Annotated in this window: 17 protein-coding genes and 2 tRNA genes; 4 read left to right on the forward strand and 15 right to left on the reverse strand. The window is 45.3% G+C overall.

Features of this window, described 5'->3' with window-relative positions; genetic code table 11:
* Positions 1–189 precede the first annotated feature (189 nt).
* From AC5ELV_RS02930 to AC5ELV_RS02940, 3 genes are read left to right on the forward strand one after another with little or no spacing between them, the layout of a single operon-like run.
* Positions 190–960: a helix-turn-helix domain-containing protein gene (locus AC5ELV_RS02930; RefSeq protein ID WP_493429060.1), complete on the forward strand. Its 771-nt coding sequence runs from the start codon at positions 190–192 to the stop codon at positions 958–960.
* Positions 961–1,611 carry a GNAT family N-acetyltransferase gene (locus AC5ELV_RS02935; protein WP_493429061.1) on the forward strand — a complete coding sequence of 217 codons (651 nt, stop codon included), beginning with the start codon at positions 961–963 and terminating at the stop codon, positions 1,609–1,611.
* Positions 1,608–2,612 carry an alpha/beta hydrolase family protein gene (locus tag AC5ELV_RS02940; RefSeq protein WP_493429062.1) on the forward strand — a complete coding sequence of 335 codons (1,005 nt, stop codon included), beginning with the start codon at positions 1,608–1,610 and terminating at the stop codon, positions 2,610–2,612. The genes AC5ELV_RS02935 and AC5ELV_RS02940 overlap by 4 nt, the downstream gene beginning before the upstream one ends.
* On the opposite strand, the gene AC5ELV_RS02945 is transcribed toward AC5ELV_RS02940, so the two are convergent.
* The 5 genes from AC5ELV_RS02945 to nrdR form a co-directional block, all read right to left on the reverse strand.
* The gene (locus tag AC5ELV_RS02945) at positions 2,609–3,532 is read right to left on the reverse strand and encodes a GNAT family N-acetyltransferase (protein ID WP_493429063.1); all 924 of its coding nucleotides are present in this window, start codon (positions 3,530–3,532) and stop codon (positions 2,609–2,611) included. The genes AC5ELV_RS02940 and AC5ELV_RS02945 overlap by 4 nt on opposite strands.
* Before the next feature lie 149 nt (positions 3,533–3,681).
* Positions 3,682–3,948 (reverse strand): CD3324 family protein, encoded by a 267-nt coding sequence (locus AC5ELV_RS02950; protein ID WP_493429064.1) that lies wholly within the window; start codon positions 3,946–3,948, stop codon positions 3,682–3,684.
* Positions 3,949–4,399: 451 nt separating this feature from the next.
* Positions 4,400–4,472: transfer RNA gene (locus AC5ELV_RS02955), tRNA-Lys, on the reverse strand.
* A 12-nt stretch (positions 4,473–4,484) separates the two neighbouring features.
* Positions 4,485–4,560, reverse strand: a tRNA-Ala gene (locus tag AC5ELV_RS02960).
* Between the two features lie 130 nt (positions 4,561–4,690).
* Positions 4,691–5,158 (reverse strand): transcriptional regulator NrdR, encoded by a 468-nt coding sequence (gene nrdR, locus AC5ELV_RS02965; protein ID WP_013309614.1) that lies wholly within the window; start codon positions 5,156–5,158, stop codon positions 4,691–4,693.
* Between the two features lie 105 nt (positions 5,159–5,263).
* Between nrdR and AC5ELV_RS02970 the strand changes: the two genes are divergently transcribed.
* Positions 5,264–5,488, forward strand: a complete 225-nt coding sequence (locus AC5ELV_RS02970) for an alpha/beta-type small acid-soluble spore protein (protein WP_013309613.1) — start codon at positions 5,264–5,266, stop codon at positions 5,486–5,488.
* A 117-nt stretch (positions 5,489–5,605) separates the two neighbouring features.
* Here the strand turns inward: AC5ELV_RS02970 and AC5ELV_RS02975 are convergent, their stop codons facing one another.
* The 10 genes from AC5ELV_RS02975 to pnpS form a co-directional block, all read right to left on the reverse strand.
* Entirely contained in the window at positions 5,606–6,169 is a 564-nt protein-coding gene (locus AC5ELV_RS02975; RefSeq protein ID WP_061828669.1) for a lytic transglycosylase domain-containing protein, read from the reverse strand.
* Positions 6,166–6,762, reverse strand: coding sequence for a dephospho-CoA kinase (coaE, locus tag AC5ELV_RS02980; RefSeq protein ID WP_493429065.1), 597 nt, complete (start codon positions 6,760–6,762; stop codon positions 6,166–6,168). The genes AC5ELV_RS02975 and coaE overlap by 4 nt, the downstream gene beginning before the upstream one ends.
* Positions 6,763–6,773: 11 nt before the next feature.
* The gene (locus AC5ELV_RS02985; RefSeq protein ID WP_493429066.1) at positions 6,774–7,568 is read right to left on the reverse strand and encodes an MntP/YtaF family protein; all 795 of its coding nucleotides are present in this window, start codon (positions 7,566–7,568) and stop codon (positions 6,774–6,776) included.
* A gap of 111 nt (positions 7,569–7,679) precedes the next feature.
* Complete coding sequence (gene mutM, locus AC5ELV_RS02990; protein WP_493429067.1) at positions 7,680–8,510, reverse strand: DNA-formamidopyrimidine glycosylase; 831 nt, start codon at positions 8,508–8,510, stop codon at positions 7,680–7,682.
* Between the two features lie 71 nt (positions 8,511–8,581).
* Positions 8,582–11,236, reverse strand: coding sequence for a DNA polymerase I (gene polA, locus AC5ELV_RS02995; RefSeq protein ID WP_493429068.1), 2,655 nt, complete (start codon positions 11,234–11,236; stop codon positions 8,582–8,584).
* Between the two features lie 177 nt (positions 11,237–11,413).
* Positions 11,414–12,073 (reverse strand): phosphate signaling complex protein PhoU, encoded by a 660-nt coding sequence (phoU, locus tag AC5ELV_RS03000; protein ID WP_493429069.1) that lies wholly within the window; start codon positions 12,071–12,073, stop codon positions 11,414–11,416.
* Between the two features lie 38 nt (positions 12,074–12,111).
* Complete coding sequence (gene pstB, locus AC5ELV_RS03005; RefSeq protein WP_013309606.1) at positions 12,112–12,870, reverse strand: phosphate ABC transporter ATP-binding protein PstB; 759 nt, start codon at positions 12,868–12,870, stop codon at positions 12,112–12,114.
* 127 nt (positions 12,871–12,997) lie between these two features.
* On the reverse strand, positions 12,998–14,122 hold the full coding sequence (locus AC5ELV_RS03010) for a methyl-accepting chemotaxis protein (protein WP_493429070.1): 1,125 nt from the start codon (positions 14,120–14,122) through the stop codon (positions 12,998–13,000).
* Between the two features lie 160 nt (positions 14,123–14,282).
* Positions 14,283–15,014 (reverse strand): response regulator transcription factor, encoded by a 732-nt coding sequence (locus AC5ELV_RS03015; protein ID WP_013309604.1) that lies wholly within the window; start codon positions 15,012–15,014, stop codon positions 14,283–14,285.
* 128 nt (positions 15,015–15,142) lie between these two features.
* The gene (gene pnpS, locus AC5ELV_RS03020) at positions 15,143–16,945 is read right to left on the reverse strand and encodes a two-component system histidine kinase PnpS (RefSeq protein ID WP_493429071.1); all 1,803 of its coding nucleotides are present in this window, start codon (positions 16,943–16,945) and stop codon (positions 15,143–15,145) included.
* Positions 16,946–16,975 lie beyond the last annotated feature (30 nt).

Consider the following 16,975-nt stretch of genomic DNA (forward strand, 5'->3'; position numbering starts at 1 on the left):
ATGCTCACTAATCTTATGATTATAACGGGTTATCACCGACAGGTAAACTCTCCAGTCTCCCCCTGGTATGGGCATCAAATGCTCGACACATACGCCTATCCAGGATTTGATTTGATATTTTCTATTGACCCTAGGTCTGACCTAAGGTTTATAGTGGAGTTATTCAACTATCAGTAAGGAGTCCTGTCATTGAAAGAACACATTACGATCAGCCAGCTTGCTCAGCTTATGAATGTATCTGTACATCAACTGCGATATTTTGAAGAAAAGGGAATCCTCTATCCATCACATACTGAAGAAAATCAATATCGGATGTACGGGCTTCATGAGATTTATCAGCTTTCGCATATTTTATTACTACGTAAATTAAATGTCCCTGTCGGTCAGATTCAAGAATGTATGACTTCCTATACTGCCGATGATTATAACCAGCTTTTAGAGCATTCGTTGCAAAAGGTACAAGCTGAAATAGCTAACTTAAAGATGCATGAACAGTTTATTCACAAAGTGTTAAAAGAACATAATAATCGGACCCAGCAGGGCGATGAGTATCAAGTCAAACGATTAGGTCCCCGTCATTTAAAGCTATGGTTTGCATTGGAGAATGGTCAGGAGCTCACTGCTGGAAACCTATTTGGACACCACCCTGCCCCACCTCGATTATTTGAAAATAACCTGCATTACTTGTCTGATGCTGGACAGTTGAAGCTGTGTTATGAAACGGCGGATGTGGCTGACTATATTCTGGAAGAAGGCAACTATCTTTATAAGCATCTTTCCGTCATTGAAGAAGCTGAGATTGATTATGAAATCAAGCAAATGGAACGATATGTAGCTCTTCACCAATATAACTGCCAAAGCAAGATTGTTCTAGTAGAAAAATCTTATCTTTCGATGTTCGACAACAACAAGCTGCAATACGAAATTCAAGTTAAAGTAGAAAATCTTGGAGGGTGCTAAATGAGTGTAAAATCCTTTGACATTGTTGCTTACCAGAAACAAGACCATGAAGCTGTTTGCAGTCTTTTAGTCGAATCGTTTAAAGCAAAATTCCAATCTCTTGTTACACTGGAGGATCAAGCTATACAGCAGTTGTTAATGCAGGTTTGGGTTCAAAATCCTTATTCTACATCTATGAAACAATTTGTAGCCAAAGAAAACGAAGAAGTTATCGGTGTTCTTTCCCTTAAATGGAAACCCTCCTACTCTTCACTTCCTGAAACAAACCCCATTTCTTGGACTCCGCTCCTAAAACAGTTTGGTTGCTTTAATGTATTTAAATTTTTGAGAGGCATGCATGCACTGGAATATAAGCCTGCCATAGATGAGTGTTACATTGATCATTTGGCGATTCGTTCAAGTCATCGTAATCAGGGGATAGGACGCCATCTTCTAGCTTTCGCACAGCATTTTACGGTTGAATCAGGTTTTCATGCATTGACGCTTCATGTAGCGCATAAGAACCAAGGGGCTATCCGTTTGTATCACAAACTGGCGTTTGAAGTAGAACAATCCAAATATAATGGGTTACGACATTTTTGGTTCAAGGAGCCTGTATGGCATCTGATGAGTTGGAAAGAGGACCTGCATTCGAGGAGAGAACATCGTTGAAAAAAACATTCAAGCTTACTTTTGCTATTGTGGCAGCTCTAGCTGTTGCCTTGATACTAATTGTTCTATATCAGAATTCCTACAAGATGACAGAAGAAAAAATACAAATAACGACACCTAAAGGGCTGTTAACAGGTACATTAGCTTTGCCTAAGAACTACTCGGGAAAGGTTGGATTGGTTGTTTTTGTCCATGGGGATGGTCCTATTAATGACACATATGATGATGGATACAAACCACTGTGGGAAAAGTTCGCTTCCAAGGGTTATGCCTCTCTGTCACTGAATAAGCCCGGTATTAACAGCGCTCCTGGCAATTGGCTGGACCAAAGCATGGAGGACCGCGCACAGGAGATCCGATATGCAATAGACTGGGCAAGAAGTTTACCTATGATCGATAAGCAAAAAATCGGCCTATGGGGAGCCAGTCAAGCAGGCTGGGTCATTCCAAAGATCGTTAAAGAGGAGCATGATATTGCATTCAGCATCCTTGTATCGCCTGCCGTGAACTGGATTTCCCAAGGACAATTTAATACCAGGAAAGAGTTGGAACAAGAAGGAGCTAGCCCGCAGCAAATTAAAAAGAGACTGGACTACGACCAAAAGGTTCTACAATTACTGAAAGATCATGCTTCCTATGAAGAGTACCTAAGCATAGCCGATCCTGACGATATAATTTCCAAAGAAAGATGGAGCTTTATAGGCAAAAATTTTCTGTCTGATTCCACCAAAGAATTAAGTCACTTTCATTCTTCTGTACTCTTGGTTCTGGCTGGTAAAGATATTAATGTTGATATAAAGGATACCGAGCGAGTCTATCGCCAGAAAATCCCCGCAGAGCTGCTGTCCGTGATTCGTTTACCTGAAGCCGACCACTCCATGATGGATGAAAAAATCGCGCGTTCAAAATCTCTAACTTTTTTAACAGCCGTATTCGCCCCAAGAAAATTGGTGAATGACGAGTATCTCAAAATCCTTGCCGATTATGTCAGTCAGCGTTAAACAAGGTTGTTTTTTTTCCATACTTCTTTTGAATATGCTAATGAAAACCCCATCGAAAAATAAAAGGGCTGATCAGAACCCACAAAGATTCTTTCTGCACCTTTGTCCTTGACTCTTTTTATGGCTTCATAAATAACGGCTTTTCCAAGCCCCATTTTTCTATACTTTGGTATCGTACCTACAGGCTCCAGTATTCCTATTTTATTCAGCTCGTCGTACCAGATTGTAGTGAAAGAAGCCACTTCATTATTATGATCTAGGATGACTACATCGAATTCCGGTATATAATCAGGAGCATTTCTCAATGATATATAACATCGCTCAGCGACATTATGATCTGGATAATCACCCTTGTAATACCCAAATGCTCTTCCATGAGCAAACCCTTTTTCAAAATCCCCCACTTCATTCGCATCCGAAATTCTAAACCCGTTTGGTAATTCCAGCTTAACATCATGCGGTACATTCATACAGGATGTCGTTTCTTTCCCATCTTGCAAGATGTACCCTCTTTTTTTCAAAAGCTCTTTCAGTTGCTCTCCATCCTCGTTTACGATTATATCTAAAGTAGCTACATTCTCACCATGTAAAGCTATTTTCAATTCAGCATAATCTATTAATTCATTTAGAAATTCATTTGAAAAATCACGATCTGCAAGCTGGAAATAAGCTTCACCTATGTTATCTTCTCCTTCAGGGTGAACAACAGCAACTATTTCTTGATGTTCATCCTCCCAAATCCCAACAGTTTCAGGCCACGTTTCAAATGTATTGTGCATGATTTGTCCCCAATATCTACAGAAATTCCAGCGATCTATGAACCAATTTTTAAGGTCAGGATTACTTTTCAGGGAGTGTTTCAAAAAATCTCTAATCCTTAAAAAGTCATGCGTTTCAAATTTTTTCTGAGTATACTTCATTATTTGCCTCCTGCTCTTCTGTAATAACCTTATTGTAAAGATTCTGGAACTTCAGATATATGCCAAGTTCTTTTATCAAGTGTTTGTAACGTTCTGCTTATATATGCGGACAACAAAAAACCCACAGATCATCTCTGCGGGCACATTTTTTATTTTTTGGAGTATACGATTTTCTTAATGCGGTCTACAGACAATCCGTATTGTTCTGAGAGTTCTTCAATGGGCACCCTCTCGCTGAATCTTGCACGTATCTCTTCATTTCGAATGAGATAATAAAGGGCCGCACCTGAGCTTTCTCCCCATCTCCTACGCCCACTTGGACGACTTGGGATATAAATAAGTTCTCCTTGTATATACCGCTGAACTTCCTTAAGCAAATCATCAGGAAGCAGATCAGTTGCCTTCAAATAATTCATGTAGGGCTCGCTCCTTAAAATAAATTTTACATTTTAAGGGCAAAGCCTGCGTCTGCCAATAACTAATCCTTACAGGCGAAATATTTTCGCTCCATACCAAGCTTCGCCTTGTTTATTCCGCAGGCTTTGCATGGAGCAGATTGAGTACGAAATCAATGATACGATACATCGTTCCCCCTCCTTTTTGACATCACATTGGTTTTCACTTAGCCCAGTTCCATGATTAGGAACTCAACTCATGTTATTGTAAAATACGAGCTGCGATGAAACAACGATCAAAGTTACACTCGTAAACAATGGGTTGCTATTCAAAATCGAGTCTATTTCCTGTAGGATTTGTTTTCTGTGCAGTCAGTTACGCGCTCATTCAACCCATAACTGTTCTCGGGTAGATTGGGAATAGATCTATAAACAACAAAAAAACGGCATCTCTGCCGTTTTTCTAAAAGGATGGACTCTCAGGGACTCGAACCCTGGACCAATTGATTAAGAGTCAACTGCTCTACCAACTGAGCTAAGAGTCCATAATAAAAGTTTGGTGGAGCCTAGGGGGATCGAACCCCTGACCTCATCGCTGCCAGCGATGCGCTCTCCCAGCTGAGCTAAGGCCCCATCATAAGCAAGTTAATCAACGTTTCAAGCGACTTCTATATCATATAAAATTTTTATTCCTGTGTCAATACTTTTATAAAAAAAATATAATCATCTTCCCATCTTGACTCAAGAAAGATACAGTCAGCGATCAGTCGCTGGCTGTATCTTTAGATAACAGAGTTTTCAGTTCCTTCATAAACATATTGATGTCTTTAAACTGACGATAGACGGACGCAAAACGTACGTAGGCGACTTCATCCACTGGGTAGAGCTGTTCCATGACCAGCTCACCAATCTGCTGGCTATCCACTTCTGTGGCTGCTGTGTTGCGGATAGCGTTCTCCACCTGGGATACGATCATATCCAGTTGCTCGACGGATACTGGGCGCTTCTCGCAGGCCCGAATGAGACCGCGCAGCATTTTATCACGACTAAACTCTTCACGGCTACCGTCTTTTTTGATGACCATGAGTGGGGTTTCCTCCACCATTTCAAAGGTGGTAAAACGCCTGGCACACTGCTCACATTCACGACGGCGACGAATGGACTTGTTATCATTCGCAGGTCGCGAATCCAACACTTTCGTGCCATTGTAGGCACAATACGGACATTTCATAATCTCACCACTTTCTTTTTCCAATAAATTCCCGAAGATTTTTAGTAATAATTTTGTCAAAACGGATCATAATATGTTTACCACATCGCGAGGAGGTGAACAACAATGGCACAAGGAAACAATGGCAACTCCAACAATCTGGTAGTCAGCAGATCCTCCGGCGCTCTGGAGCAAATGAAATATGAAATCGCTCAAGAGCTGGGTATCAGCATTCCTCAAGATGGATACCAAGGTAACATGACTTCCTATGAGAACGGTTCGATCGGGGGCTACATCACAAAACGCCTCGTAACGATCGCCGAACAACAATTGGCAGGTCAATACCAATAATCGCGGTAATAATGCAGAAATAACAGATAAAGTGTATGGATGGGCTGCTAAAAACAGCCTGTCCTGCGCTTTTTTCATTTTAAAGCGAAAAGGCTCATCATGTTATTAACTTGTCATTTAAAAATCATTATAAATTTTCGTGTACTGCCTATAGTAATAAATGACCCGCTGTACATAATGTCGTGTCTCACCAAAAGGGATTTGCTTAATGGACTCTTCTTTTCCATCCCACACCCCCTTATCCAGCCACTCCTGAACTTTACCCGGCCCTGCATTGTAAGCAGCTACGATTGCTACAGGATTATCCTGAAACTTTATGGATAGGTTATGCAAATACCAGGTTCCCAGCTCAATATTGGTGCCAGGCTCGTGCTTGACACTGTCCAGCGGAACCTTTTGAATCTGGGCGCTGTCCATAATCCAATTTGCCGTATTCGGCATAATCTGCATCAGCCCTAGCGCCCCCTTATGCGACTGCTTGCTGGTTTTAAAATTGGTTTCTACGCGGATAATAGACGCCACCAAAAATGGGTCCACTTCATACGTCTGTGAATACTGCCGAATCTCATCCTTATATTGAATCGGATAGAACCAGGACATCCAATTTGAATTAAGGAACAGAATCAGGACAAACCCGACAAACAAAGTGAGCAGGACTCTTTTCTTTCGCAAAATATTCATGCAAGTCCCTTCCGCTGCCAAAATTGATCAATTTGTCGTTTCGTCTCAGTCTGTGTTCCGCTATTATCGATAACGATATCGGCCAAGCTTTTCTTTTGTTCAATATCCATTTGTGCGGACAGCCGAAGTCCGGCTTGCTCCTCCGTCAGACCGTCTCTGTGCATCAGACGCTGGAGCTGAATATCACGTGGTACGTACACAACCATAATTTCCTCGTACAAGCTCTCCAGCCCGGACTCGTACAGTAACGGGATATCTGCCAAAACAAGCTTGTCCGGCTGTTCACGTTCATATGCTTCCATGCGCATACGCATTTCCTCACGAATAGCAGGATGTGTAATATCGTTAAGTGCCTGCCGCTGGGCAGGGTCTCCGAATACAATCTCACCCAGTTTTTTGCGGTGCAGGGTTCCGTCACTGTTCACTATTGCTTGTCCAAAATGCTGTATGACCGCCGCCAGCACCGGATGCCCCGGAAGCATCACTTCCCGGGCAATGGCATCTGCGTCGATCAGCAGCGCACCTTTGGCGACCAAAAGAGCCGACACGGTGCTTTTTCCGGTAGCAATACCTCCGGTTAATCCGATATTCATGCTCTTTCACCTCATAACAGCTTCAATATGCCCATCATAATCAGTAATAATGCCGGCAATACACCCAACGCCTTCATAAATCGAAATGCTGATAGAAAGAAACCTGCCTTCATCCCTGCAATCAAAAATGTTCCACTGAATAACGTAATAGCCAGCGCAGTAGACAGTGGTTGAAAACCAAGCATAGCTGCCCCTAATCCCGCTCCGAACGCATCGACCGATAATGCAATACCTAGCCAAACCGCTTCGGTAGCAGATATACTGCCAGAGCGGTCCATATCCGCAGCAGACGGGCTTCGAAGAATCCGAATAACAAGCCCCCATTTGCGGAACTCCAGAGAAAATAACGTTCGCTCCTCCTGCTGCTCCACCGAAGCTTCTGTCGACAGATCTTTTCTTGAGCTAAGGAAAGACTCTGTATCAGCATTCTCTGCACTCCTCTTCACCCCAAGAACAGATCTGCTCACTGGATCAGTCTGTTCTTTAAGAAGCAGGCCCCGAGGGACCTCCGCTGAATCCTCCGGCAAATCCTCTTTGCGGTGCAGAGCTTGAAACAAAGAGTAACAGCCGATACAGATCAGGATGACAGCGCCGAAAACGGTCGTATATACAGGAGACAGAACACGAGATAGTAATGCGCCCAATTGCATGGATATGCCGATCACCAAACCTGAACATATGGAGATGATAGCAATCGACAACAGTGGAATTTTCATTTTGCGCAGACCATATGTAACACCGACTCCGAAACTGTCCAAACTTAGCGCAAATGCCAGTAACAGCAGGGCTCCCCAATGATTAGCCACTCCAATTCCCTCCCATTGCGAAGGCAGGGCCTTATAACAACCGAAACCCTCCGCAGTATTGGTACTTGGAACAATATATGAGAGGGATGGGCTTGGGGTGACTGTGCCTTCTTAGCGCAGAGGCTGACAGACCGGACAATGATGTGTGCCACGTCCAGCTACGACAGATTTTTCGATCAATGTACCACAGTTAATACAAGGCTTCGCGTTACGTCCATAGATTTGCAATTGATGCTGGAAGTCACCCGTTTTGCCCTGTCCATTAACAAACGATTTAATGGACGAGCCTCCAACCTGAATGGACGCACCCAGCGTGGAGACAATCGCCTCATGCAAGACATGAAATTGGCTATCCGTTAGGCTTTTGGCTGGCTGTGCTGGATGAATACCCGCCTTAAACAACGATTCATCTACATAAATATTCCCGATGCCCACCACATATGACTGGTTTAACAGCGCTGCCTTGATCGAAGTCGAACGAGTTCCAACAGCGGCACGCAACATTTCCGGTGTAAAGGCCTCGTCCATTGGCTCCAAACCAAGCTTGTTCAGCGGCTTTTCCAGCAAATCCTGTCCTGCCGGAAATAAGTGCATCGTGCCAAACTGGCGCACATCCTGATAACGCAGCTCCGTACCATCTTTAAAATGAAAGATGACATGGGTATGCTTTTCCACAGGATCTTCATGTGAATACAATCCATATCGCCCTTCCATTCGAAGATGGGAGACCAGCACCAGCCCGTCCAGCAAAATCCGCAGAAACTTTCCGCGTCTCTCCACCCCTATAATTCGGTGATCGGCCAACTCCATCGCAAAAGCGTGGATATCATCGGGCCGTTGAATGATACGCGGCAAATTCACGGTCACATGATCTATATGTTTATCAACGATAAGCTCGTTTAGCGTTCGTTTAATCGTTTCTACTTCCGGTAATTCCGGCATGATGTCTTCACCTCACCCTATATTATAACGGAAGCAGCGTCAAATTGGGACTATCTACTCATTGAAATATCTTACTTGGCCTCATACCAATTGCTGCCATAGCTTACTTCAGCTTTGAGCGGCACCGCCAGCTTCAATGCGGCTTCCATGGTAGCCGGGACAAGCTTTTTCATCGTTTCCATTTCCTCAGGCGGAACCTCGAACACAAGCTCATCATGTACTTGGAGCAGCATTCTGCTGCGAAGATTACGTTCACGTAGCGCCTTATCCATCTGTACCATCGCCAATTTGATAATATCAGCTGCAGTACCTTGAATCGGCGTATTCATCGCTGTACGCTCAGCGAATGAACGCAGGTTGAAATTGCTGGCGTTAATTTCTGGCAAATAGCGTCTGCGTTCCAACAGCGTTTTTACGTAGCCGTCCCGCTTCGCATCCTTCACAATATCATCCATGTAACGGCGGACACCTTGGAACACATCAAAATACTGGTCGATAAAGCGAGCCGCTTCCTTCCGCGTAATATTCAAATTTTGTGACAAACCATAATCACTGATCCCGTAGACAATCCCAAAGTTGACTGCCTTCGCAGAACGCCGCATATTGGAGTCCACATCTTCCGCTGCTACACCGAACACATCTGATGCGGTCTTGGTATGGATGTCCATATCGTGGACAAAAGCCTCTTTCAAACGCTCATCATCCGAAATATCAGCCAGCACCCGCAGCTCGATCTGTGAGTAGTCTGCCGCCAAAATAGACCAGCCCGGTTCGGACGGAACAAATACTTTGCGGATTTTGCGACCTTCCTCAAGACGAATCGGAATGTTTTGCAAATTCGGAAATTGACTGCTCAAGCGTCCAGTTGCTGCAACCGTCTGCCGGAAATACGTATGCACCTTACCCGTTTTCTTCGAAATTTCTTTCAGCAATCCTTCGACATACGTCGATTGGAGTTTGGCAATGGTACGGTACTGCAAAATGTTTTGTACAATATCATGATAGGGGGCCAGCTTTTCCAGTACCTCCGCATCGGTCGAGTACCCCGTTTTCGTCTTTTTAATGACAGGCAAACCCAGTTTATCAAACAAAATCTCACCCAACTGCTTGGGCGAATTCAGATTGAACTCTACTCCGGCAATGCTGTAGATTTCACCCACCAACGTTGCAATCTGGGCTTCAAATTCTTTTCCCAAAGCGCGCAGTTCTTCTACGTTCACTAAAATGCCCTGCTTCTCCATATCCGCCAAAATGCGGGACAACGGCATCTCCAGCTCATGAAACAGCTTGTGCATTTCCGTTTTCTCGAGCTCAGCCTGCTGCACAGGCACCAAAGCTTCAATCACCGCTGCCTTACGCGCCACATGATCGGACAGTACATCCACGTCAGGAACTTTATATTTAGCTCCTTTGCCGAACACTTCCTCGTCTGGACGAATCGAAGACAAGCCATATTTGGCTGCTAATCCGCTCAATGTCTGGTTTGCATCGGTTGGGTCCAGCAAGTACCCTGCCAATTGCACATCAAACTCGGCACCTGCAAACTCAATTCCATGCCAGTGTAAAGCCAAATCCGTACGATGCAGATCATGACCGCGTTTTTTGCATTCAGGGTCAGCAAGCCAATCGCGAATTGGTGTAGCTGCATCGCTTTGCAGTACATCCAGTGTCATAAAAAACTGCTGTCCCGTTGCGGCAAATATCAGACCTACGATGTCAGCATGATGCGGATTATCACCATGCGTTTCAACATGCAGCACATCCACATGATCCAACACTTCTACCAATTCGCTAATCCGCTGCTCATCCAGCACTGTTACGTCAGCCGCGGCTTCCTCTACGTCTACCCTAGTACTGCCAACCTCACCTGAAAAAGATAAACGCTCCAGCAAGGACTTGAACTCCAGCTTCGCCAAAGCTGGCCCGGCCGTTTCTGCTTGCAGCCCGCCGAAGACCACATCTTCCAGCTGCTTGTCCAACGTTACATCCCGGTAAATGGTCGCCAAATCTTTGCTCATTCGCGCATCGTCAGCATGTGTCTCTACGCGTTCTTTCATTTTGCCCTTCAGCTCATTCGTGTGCGCCAGCACTTCTTCGACTGAACCGTATTGATGCAACAGCTTGAGCGCTGTTTTTTCACCTACGCCAGGAATACCAGGAATATTGTCCGACGTATCGCCCATCAGACCCTTAAGGTCAATAATTTGCAGCGGCTTCAGGCCATATCGTTCCTGAATTTGCTCAGGTCCATACGTCTCCACCTCCGTAACCCCTTTGCGAGTCAAGCCGACTGTGACATGGTCTGAAGCCAATTGAAGCATATCCTTGTCCCCGGTCACGACTAGCACATTGAAACCCGCTTCGTCCGCTGTCTTGGAGAGGGTGCCTATAATATCGTCCGCCTCATATCCATCTAGTTCAAACTGAGCAATGCCGAAAGCGGTCAATAGCTCTTTCAGCAACGGAAATTGCTGGGACAGCTCTGGCGGTGTTTTCTCCCGTCCACCTTTGTAATCCTCGTATCCTTTATGGCGAAACGTTATTTTACCAGCATCAAAAGCAACCAGAATATGCGTTGGTTTGTGCTCCTCTAAGAGCCGCAATAACATCGTCGTAAATCCGTACACCGCGTTCGTCTGCTGCCCGCTCGAATTCGTTAATGGTGGCATAGCAAAAAACGCCCGGTAAATGATACTGTTACCATCTATAAGCATGAGTTTATCCATTTAGCACCTCGCAAGTTCATCAATGCATTCGTAACATTCTTACGTTTTACGCATTCCTCTTCCTATCTTAACATACAAGACTCCTTTTTCAGAAAAAAACGGCTGCTTCCTAACCAAATTTGCCTTTTGCTCAAAGACAAGTCTGGGTCAGAAACAACCGCTATATACCTGAAAGCTCTACTGGTTCAAATCTGGTCTCTCCCCTGTCACGAGATATACAGTGCTCTCACCGATATTCGTAGCATGGTCACCAATTCGTTCAATGTATCGTCCTACAAGCAGTTGCAGCATGGCTTGTGAAGCCTCTGCCGGCTTTTCTACCATAAAGGCGTACAGATCGCTGATCATGTGGCTATACATGGAATCCACACGATCATCCTCTTTGGCCATTTTATAGGCCAGATCTGTATTTTCATCCAAATAGGATTTGATCGCATCGTCTATCATTTCTTTAACAATGGAAGCCATGTGCGGAATATCCACCAGCGGCTTAATGATCTGCTGCCCTTCCAAACGAAGTGTCACCTTGGCAATATCAAGTGCCAAATCGCCCATCCGTTCCAGATCACTGGAAATTTTAAATGCAACAATGATCCGGCGCAAATCCTTCGCTACCGGCTGCTGGGTAATAATGAGCTTGGAACCCATATCGAGAATATTCTCTTCCAGCGTATTAAGGGATGCATCATTTTTGACCACCTGCTGAGCCAATTCTGTGTTTTTGGTTTGTAAACATTCAATGGCCTGATCGAGCGCCTTCGAAACGTGTGCACCCATTTCGCGCAATACGGCTCTCAGTTCTTCTAATCCTTCATCAAAACCTTTTCTACGTATCATTTCGAAGTCACCCCTTCTGGCATAATCTCTGGTAGGCTTTAGCCAAATCGCCCTGAAATATAATCTTCCGTACGTGAATCTTGCGGCGTGGAAAACATCGTCTCTGTATCTGCCGCTTCCACCACAACACCATTCAAAAAGAACGCAGTTCGACCGGACACACGCGCTGCCTGATGCATGTTATGCGTCACCATGACAATGGTATACGTGTCTCGCAATTCCTGAACCAGTTCTTCAATTTTCATCGTGGAGATCGGATCTAGCGCAGATGTCGCCTCATCCATAAGCAAAATATCTGGCTGTACAGCAAGCGCCCGGGCAATGCACAACCGCTGCTGTTGTCCACCGGACAAGCTCAGAGCAGAACGCTTCAGAAAGTCCTTGACCTCTTCCCAGAGTGCCGCCTGCCGCAGGCTTTGCTCGACCAATTCGTCCAACTTGTCCTTTTGCCGAATTCCATGCAGACGCGGGCCGTAGGCCACGTTATCATAAATCGATTTGGGAAATGGGTTAGGTTGTTGAAAAACCATTCCCACCTGCTTGCGCAGGGTTTCTACTTCCATAGTGTCGCCGTATATATCCTGACCTGCGATGCTCACGGTGCCTTCAATACGTGTTCCCGGTATCATGTCATTCATCCGGTTCAGCGTACGGAGCAGGGTTGATTTGCCGCAGCCGGACGGGCCGATAAAGGCTGTTACCGTTTTTTCAGGAATATCGAGGTTTATATGTTTCAGCGCGTGAAATTTCTCATAATACAAATTCAGCTTATCAATCCGAATTACGGAATCATTCATGGATTTATGATCTCCTTCGTGTTGCAGTTATGATCCTCAAGCATTGCACCTGATTTGCACAATATGAAGATTATATAAGCTGTGTGTAAATTTAGTGTGGTGGATTTGTTAACGGTATGTAAAATGATTAAGAACTTAGCATGAGCTCAAGCTCCTGCGCAATTTCGGCTGCATTCAGAGCCGCTTCCTCTGCGGAACGGGACATCTCGCTGTTTTTGGCTTCAATTTCATTGACAGCCTGCAGTAGTTTGGCAAAAGTTTGTGTTCCAGCAGATATATATTGAGAGCCTGTATGAATCTGCTGCATACTTGTATCCGTCAGCTCAGCGGTGTCACGCAGCATTTGCTCGATATGGGTGAGTAAACCTGTAATCTGCGTGGAAAAAGCTTTCGTCTGGAGTGACATATTCCGCACCTCCTGAGACACAATCTGGAAGCCTCGTCCGTGTTCGCCAGCATGTGCCGCTTCAATGGACGCATTGATCGCCAGCAGTCCGCTGTGATCTGCCAGTGCACGAATGGATGAGGCCATGCCCGCAATGTCATTCAGCGATTGGGTCAACGCCGTCATCTGCTCATGCTGGCGTTTCATTTGCTCCGTGACTGCACGATAGGAGAGCAAAACATCCTCCAGTTCTACTTTGCCACGGCGGGATAATTCACTCATTGAGCGGGTTAGCCGCACACTGTCATCGGCCTCTTTAGCTGCATCCAGCACAGTCAGCTGAATACGCTGGACTCCGTCATAGCTATGTCGAATCACATCGCCCCGCTCTTCGCCTGCTTCTCTTTGCATTCGCTGCACGACGGACAGGATATCACGAATCGTGAGTACGCCGAGTAACCTTGTTCCTTCTTTAACCAACACACAATCATAAAAACGCTGATCTTCGCGCAACATCGCCAGTTCCACAATGTCCGATGCCCGGCTTTTCAAATCCACAATTAATGTATCGGGATCGGCAAATATGGCCGCAGGCTTGTCATAGAACAACGCCGCAGCAAATCTGCCCGTAAAATGGCGATTATACGCATCTCTCATAATAATGCCCAATGGAAGATCATTTTTATCCACAACAATGACACAAGGGATATCTTCCTGTGTTTTCATAAGTCCTAACAGTTCTTTACAAGTCATATCCGTACCAATGATCGGAACCTCCCGGCATGGCACATAGGTAGTAATCGGCTTGTATGCTTCACGTTCAATCACGGCAGTGGAACTCGGCTGGGTCTTTGGTTCCGTTATCATCGTTCTGAAGTCCCCTTTTTTTAACTAACTTGGAGTGACGGAAACATCATATCGGTCATTTGTTGATTCTAGCGACTGGTTTTGTTAATGAAATGTAAAATCACAAAATGGACACAAAGGTCCCCGGACACTGCCCTGAATAAAGAAAAACGCTCCTCATTTATAATAAATGAGAAGCGCTTCTTTTTTTATTTACAACCAGCTTGTATCCCACTCCACGGATCGAATCAATATGAACCGAGTCGGGATCCAGCTCCAGCTTTTTGCGTAAGGAACTGACGTGCACATCTACGGTCCGTTGCCCGCCAATGTAGTCAAAACCCCAAACAGCATTCATTAGATCATCTCGGGTCAATACCACACCTGGCTTACGGGACAAATAAAGAAGTACCTCAAATTCCTTTGGTCTGAGGCTGATGGACTGACCTCCAAGAATGACTTCATATTTTTCAGGGTAAATCTCCAGCTCGCCCAATTGAATTTTGGAGCTATCTTTCTGATCAGACAACACTCCTTCATCCCCGCCGGAAGTTCTTCGCAGCACAGCCGTCACGCGGGCCAACAGCTCAGAAACGCCAAAAGGCTTCGTGATGTAATCATCCGCACCCGACTTCAGCCCTTGGACAACCTCGGCTTCACCGTTTTTGGCCGTTAAGATAATGATAGGCGTCGTCAGCCCCTGATGGCGAAGTCTGCTCAGAATGTCCAGTCCGTTCATTCCCGGCAGCATTAAATCCAGCAGGATCAAATCGTAGGACTCTCTGGAGGCTTTCTCAAACCCGGCACTGCCATGATCCTCCGTGTCCACTTCGAAGCCTTCTTGTATCAAATTGTAGGATAGCAATCTGGCAAGCGTTGGTTCATCCTCAATAACCAGCAAGCGTTGTCCCATAAATAACTTCATCTCCTGTTTACCTGTTAAAGGCGCATTGGTCAAAATCCTGAAACCTTTTCCATACTCATGCGACACCCGTTTATTTTATCACGGCATTGTTAACAGAATGTAAAAAATATTCTAGTTCATTCTTCCTGTTGCAATAGCGGTAATTCAACGGTAAATGTCGTACCTATTCCAAGCTCACTTTCTACCGAAAGTGTGCCATGATGCAAATCAACCAAGTGTTTGACGATCGACAATCCCAGCCCCGTTCCGCCAGAGTTGCGCGAGCGACCTTTGTCCACCCGGTAAAAACGCTCAAAGATACGTGGCAGGTCCTTCTTCGGAATTCCAATACCTGTATCACTGACTGTAAATACGACTTTTTCCGTGTCATTCTCCCGCTGTATCGTTAGAACCTTAATCTTTACCTTGCCACCATCAAGTGTATAGTTGATGCCATTAGACAAAAGATTCAGGAAAATCTGCTGAAGCTTATCTTCATCTGCCTCCATAAACAGCTCATCCGGGATATCCATGTGTAGCGTAATTCTTTTTTTGGCAGCTACATTGTTCAGTTTTTCCAGCAATGATTCCATAAACGACGAAACATGCACCGGCGAGCAATCCAGCGGAGAACGCTTGGATTCAATTTTGGATAGCTCCAGAATGTCACCAATCAGCCGATTTAGCCGTTCACTTTCATCATATATAATTTGCAAAAATGAACGGGCCGTCTCTTCATCTTTAACCCCGCCACCAAGTAACGTCTCGGCAAAACCCTTGACCGCGGCAATCGGTGTTTTTAGCTCATGAGAAACGTTAGCCACAAATTCGCTCCGCATATTTTCCAACCGTCGAATAGCTGTAATATCCTGTAAAAGGAACAGCATCCCCCGATATCCGCCTTCATCCTCATACATCGGAACACCGTCCAGCAACACGAGTCTCTCCTCGGGATTGTACAAATGAACCTCACCATGCAGCCTTTCTCGGCTTTGTATGCTGCCCTCAATTAGCTTTGTGAGCTCATAGTGCTTCTTCAGCTCATGATACGGCTTGTCCGTCACCCGTTTACCCACGACACCGAGCATTCGCTCAGACTCACGGTTTACAAGCGCAATACACTCACTTGCATCAATCATTAGAATCCCGCCTGTCATATTACTCATGACGCTCTGGAGTAGATCCTCATTGTCACGTATCGTTTTCATTTGGTTTTGGAGACTGTCAGCCATACGATTAATGGCATCACCCAGTTGCCCTACCTCGTCCCGGCGCTGCACACCAACCCTTGCGTCATAATCCAGTCCTGAAATGCGGTTGGCTACCCCTGTAATATGTTCAATAGGCGAGGTCAAACTGCGAGCAATACGATAGCTCACCAATCCAGCAGCAAGGAACAGCAACACGAGTCCAATCCCGATGGCCGTCCAGCCGCGCCGCACCCCCTCCTCCACCGCTTTCAGACTCATGGACAAACGGATATATCCGTCAAAGCCCTTGTTCGATACAACAGGCTCTGCAACGTATAGCATGTTCCGCTGCAAGGTTTCGCTGTAACGAATCGTGCGTCCGATTCCCTCTGTTGAGGCTTGCTGAATTTCTTCACGAGATGCGTGGTTTTCCATCTTACGCGGATCACTTAACGAATCACCAACCACCGTCCCGTCCTTGCGAATGAAGGTCACCCGCGAGTCCGTCAGACGAGCAATTTCCTTCGCCTTTTGAGAATAATAGGAGACATAATCCGTGCTGGACAGGGCATCTGCATTAACAAAAGGGAATGTAGCGCGAAGCAGGTCGATCTCCCGTCCCATGTTCTCCTCTAGCACCTTCATATTCGAATTTTTAAAAATTTGTCCCATCGTGATTCCAGCAGCAAGGACAGATACGCCAATCAAAATCAGCATGATCAGGGTAAGCCTGAAACGAAACGATTTCATAAAATATGCCCATCCTTTATGTAAGTTAAG

This window comes from Paenibacillus sp. NMA1017, from assembly GCF_058895805.1.

Bases quoted from the DNA above. Each gene is read 5' to 3' on its own strand.
- AC5ELV_RS02950 (WP_493429064.1), bottom strand. From the start codon at position 3,948: ATGAATTATTTGAAGGCAACTGATCTGCTTCCTGATGATTTGCTTAAG.
- pnpS (WP_493429071.1), bottom strand. From the start codon at position 16,945: ATGAAATCGTTTCGTTTCAGGCTTACCCTGATCATGCTGATTTTGATT.
- pstB (WP_013309606.1), bottom strand. From the start codon at position 12,870: ATGAATGATTCCGTAATTCGGATTGATAAGCTGAATTTGTATTATGAG.
- AC5ELV_RS02975 (WP_061828669.1), bottom strand. From the start codon at position 6,169: ATGAATATTTTGCGAAAGAAAAGAGTCCTGCTCACTTTGTTTGTCGGG.
- phoU (WP_493429069.1), bottom strand. From the start codon at position 12,073: ATGATACGTAGAAAAGGTTTTGATGAAGGATTAGAAGAACTGAGAGCC.
- mutM (WP_493429067.1), bottom strand. From the start codon at position 8,510: ATGCCGGAATTACCGGAAGTAGAAACGATTAAACGAACGCTAAACGAG.
- AC5ELV_RS03010 (WP_493429070.1), bottom strand. From the start codon at position 14,122: ATGATAACGGAACCAAAGACCCAGCCGAGTTCCACTGCCGTGATTGAA.
- AC5ELV_RS02970 (WP_013309613.1), top strand. From the start codon at position 5,264: ATGGCACAAGGAAACAATGGCAACTCCAACAATCTGGTAGTCAGCAGA.
- polA (WP_493429068.1), bottom strand. From the start codon at position 11,236: ATGGATAAACTCATGCTTATAGATGGTAACAGTATCATTTACCGGGCG.
- AC5ELV_RS02945 (WP_493429063.1), bottom strand. From the start codon at position 3,532: ATGAAGTATACTCAGAAAAAATTTGAAACGCATGACTTTTTAAGGATT.
- AC5ELV_RS02935 (WP_493429061.1), top strand. From the start codon at position 961: ATGAGTGTAAAATCCTTTGACATTGTTGCTTACCAGAAACAAGACCAT.
- AC5ELV_RS03015 (WP_013309604.1), bottom strand. From the start codon at position 15,014: ATGGGACAACGCTTGCTGGTTATTGAGGATGAACCAACGCTTGCCAGA.
- coaE (WP_493429065.1), bottom strand. From the start codon at position 6,762: ATGAATATCGGATTAACCGGAGGTATTGCTACCGGAAAAAGCACCGTG.
- nrdR (WP_013309614.1), bottom strand. From the start codon at position 5,158: ATGAAATGTCCGTATTGTGCCTACAATGGCACGAAAGTGTTGGATTCG.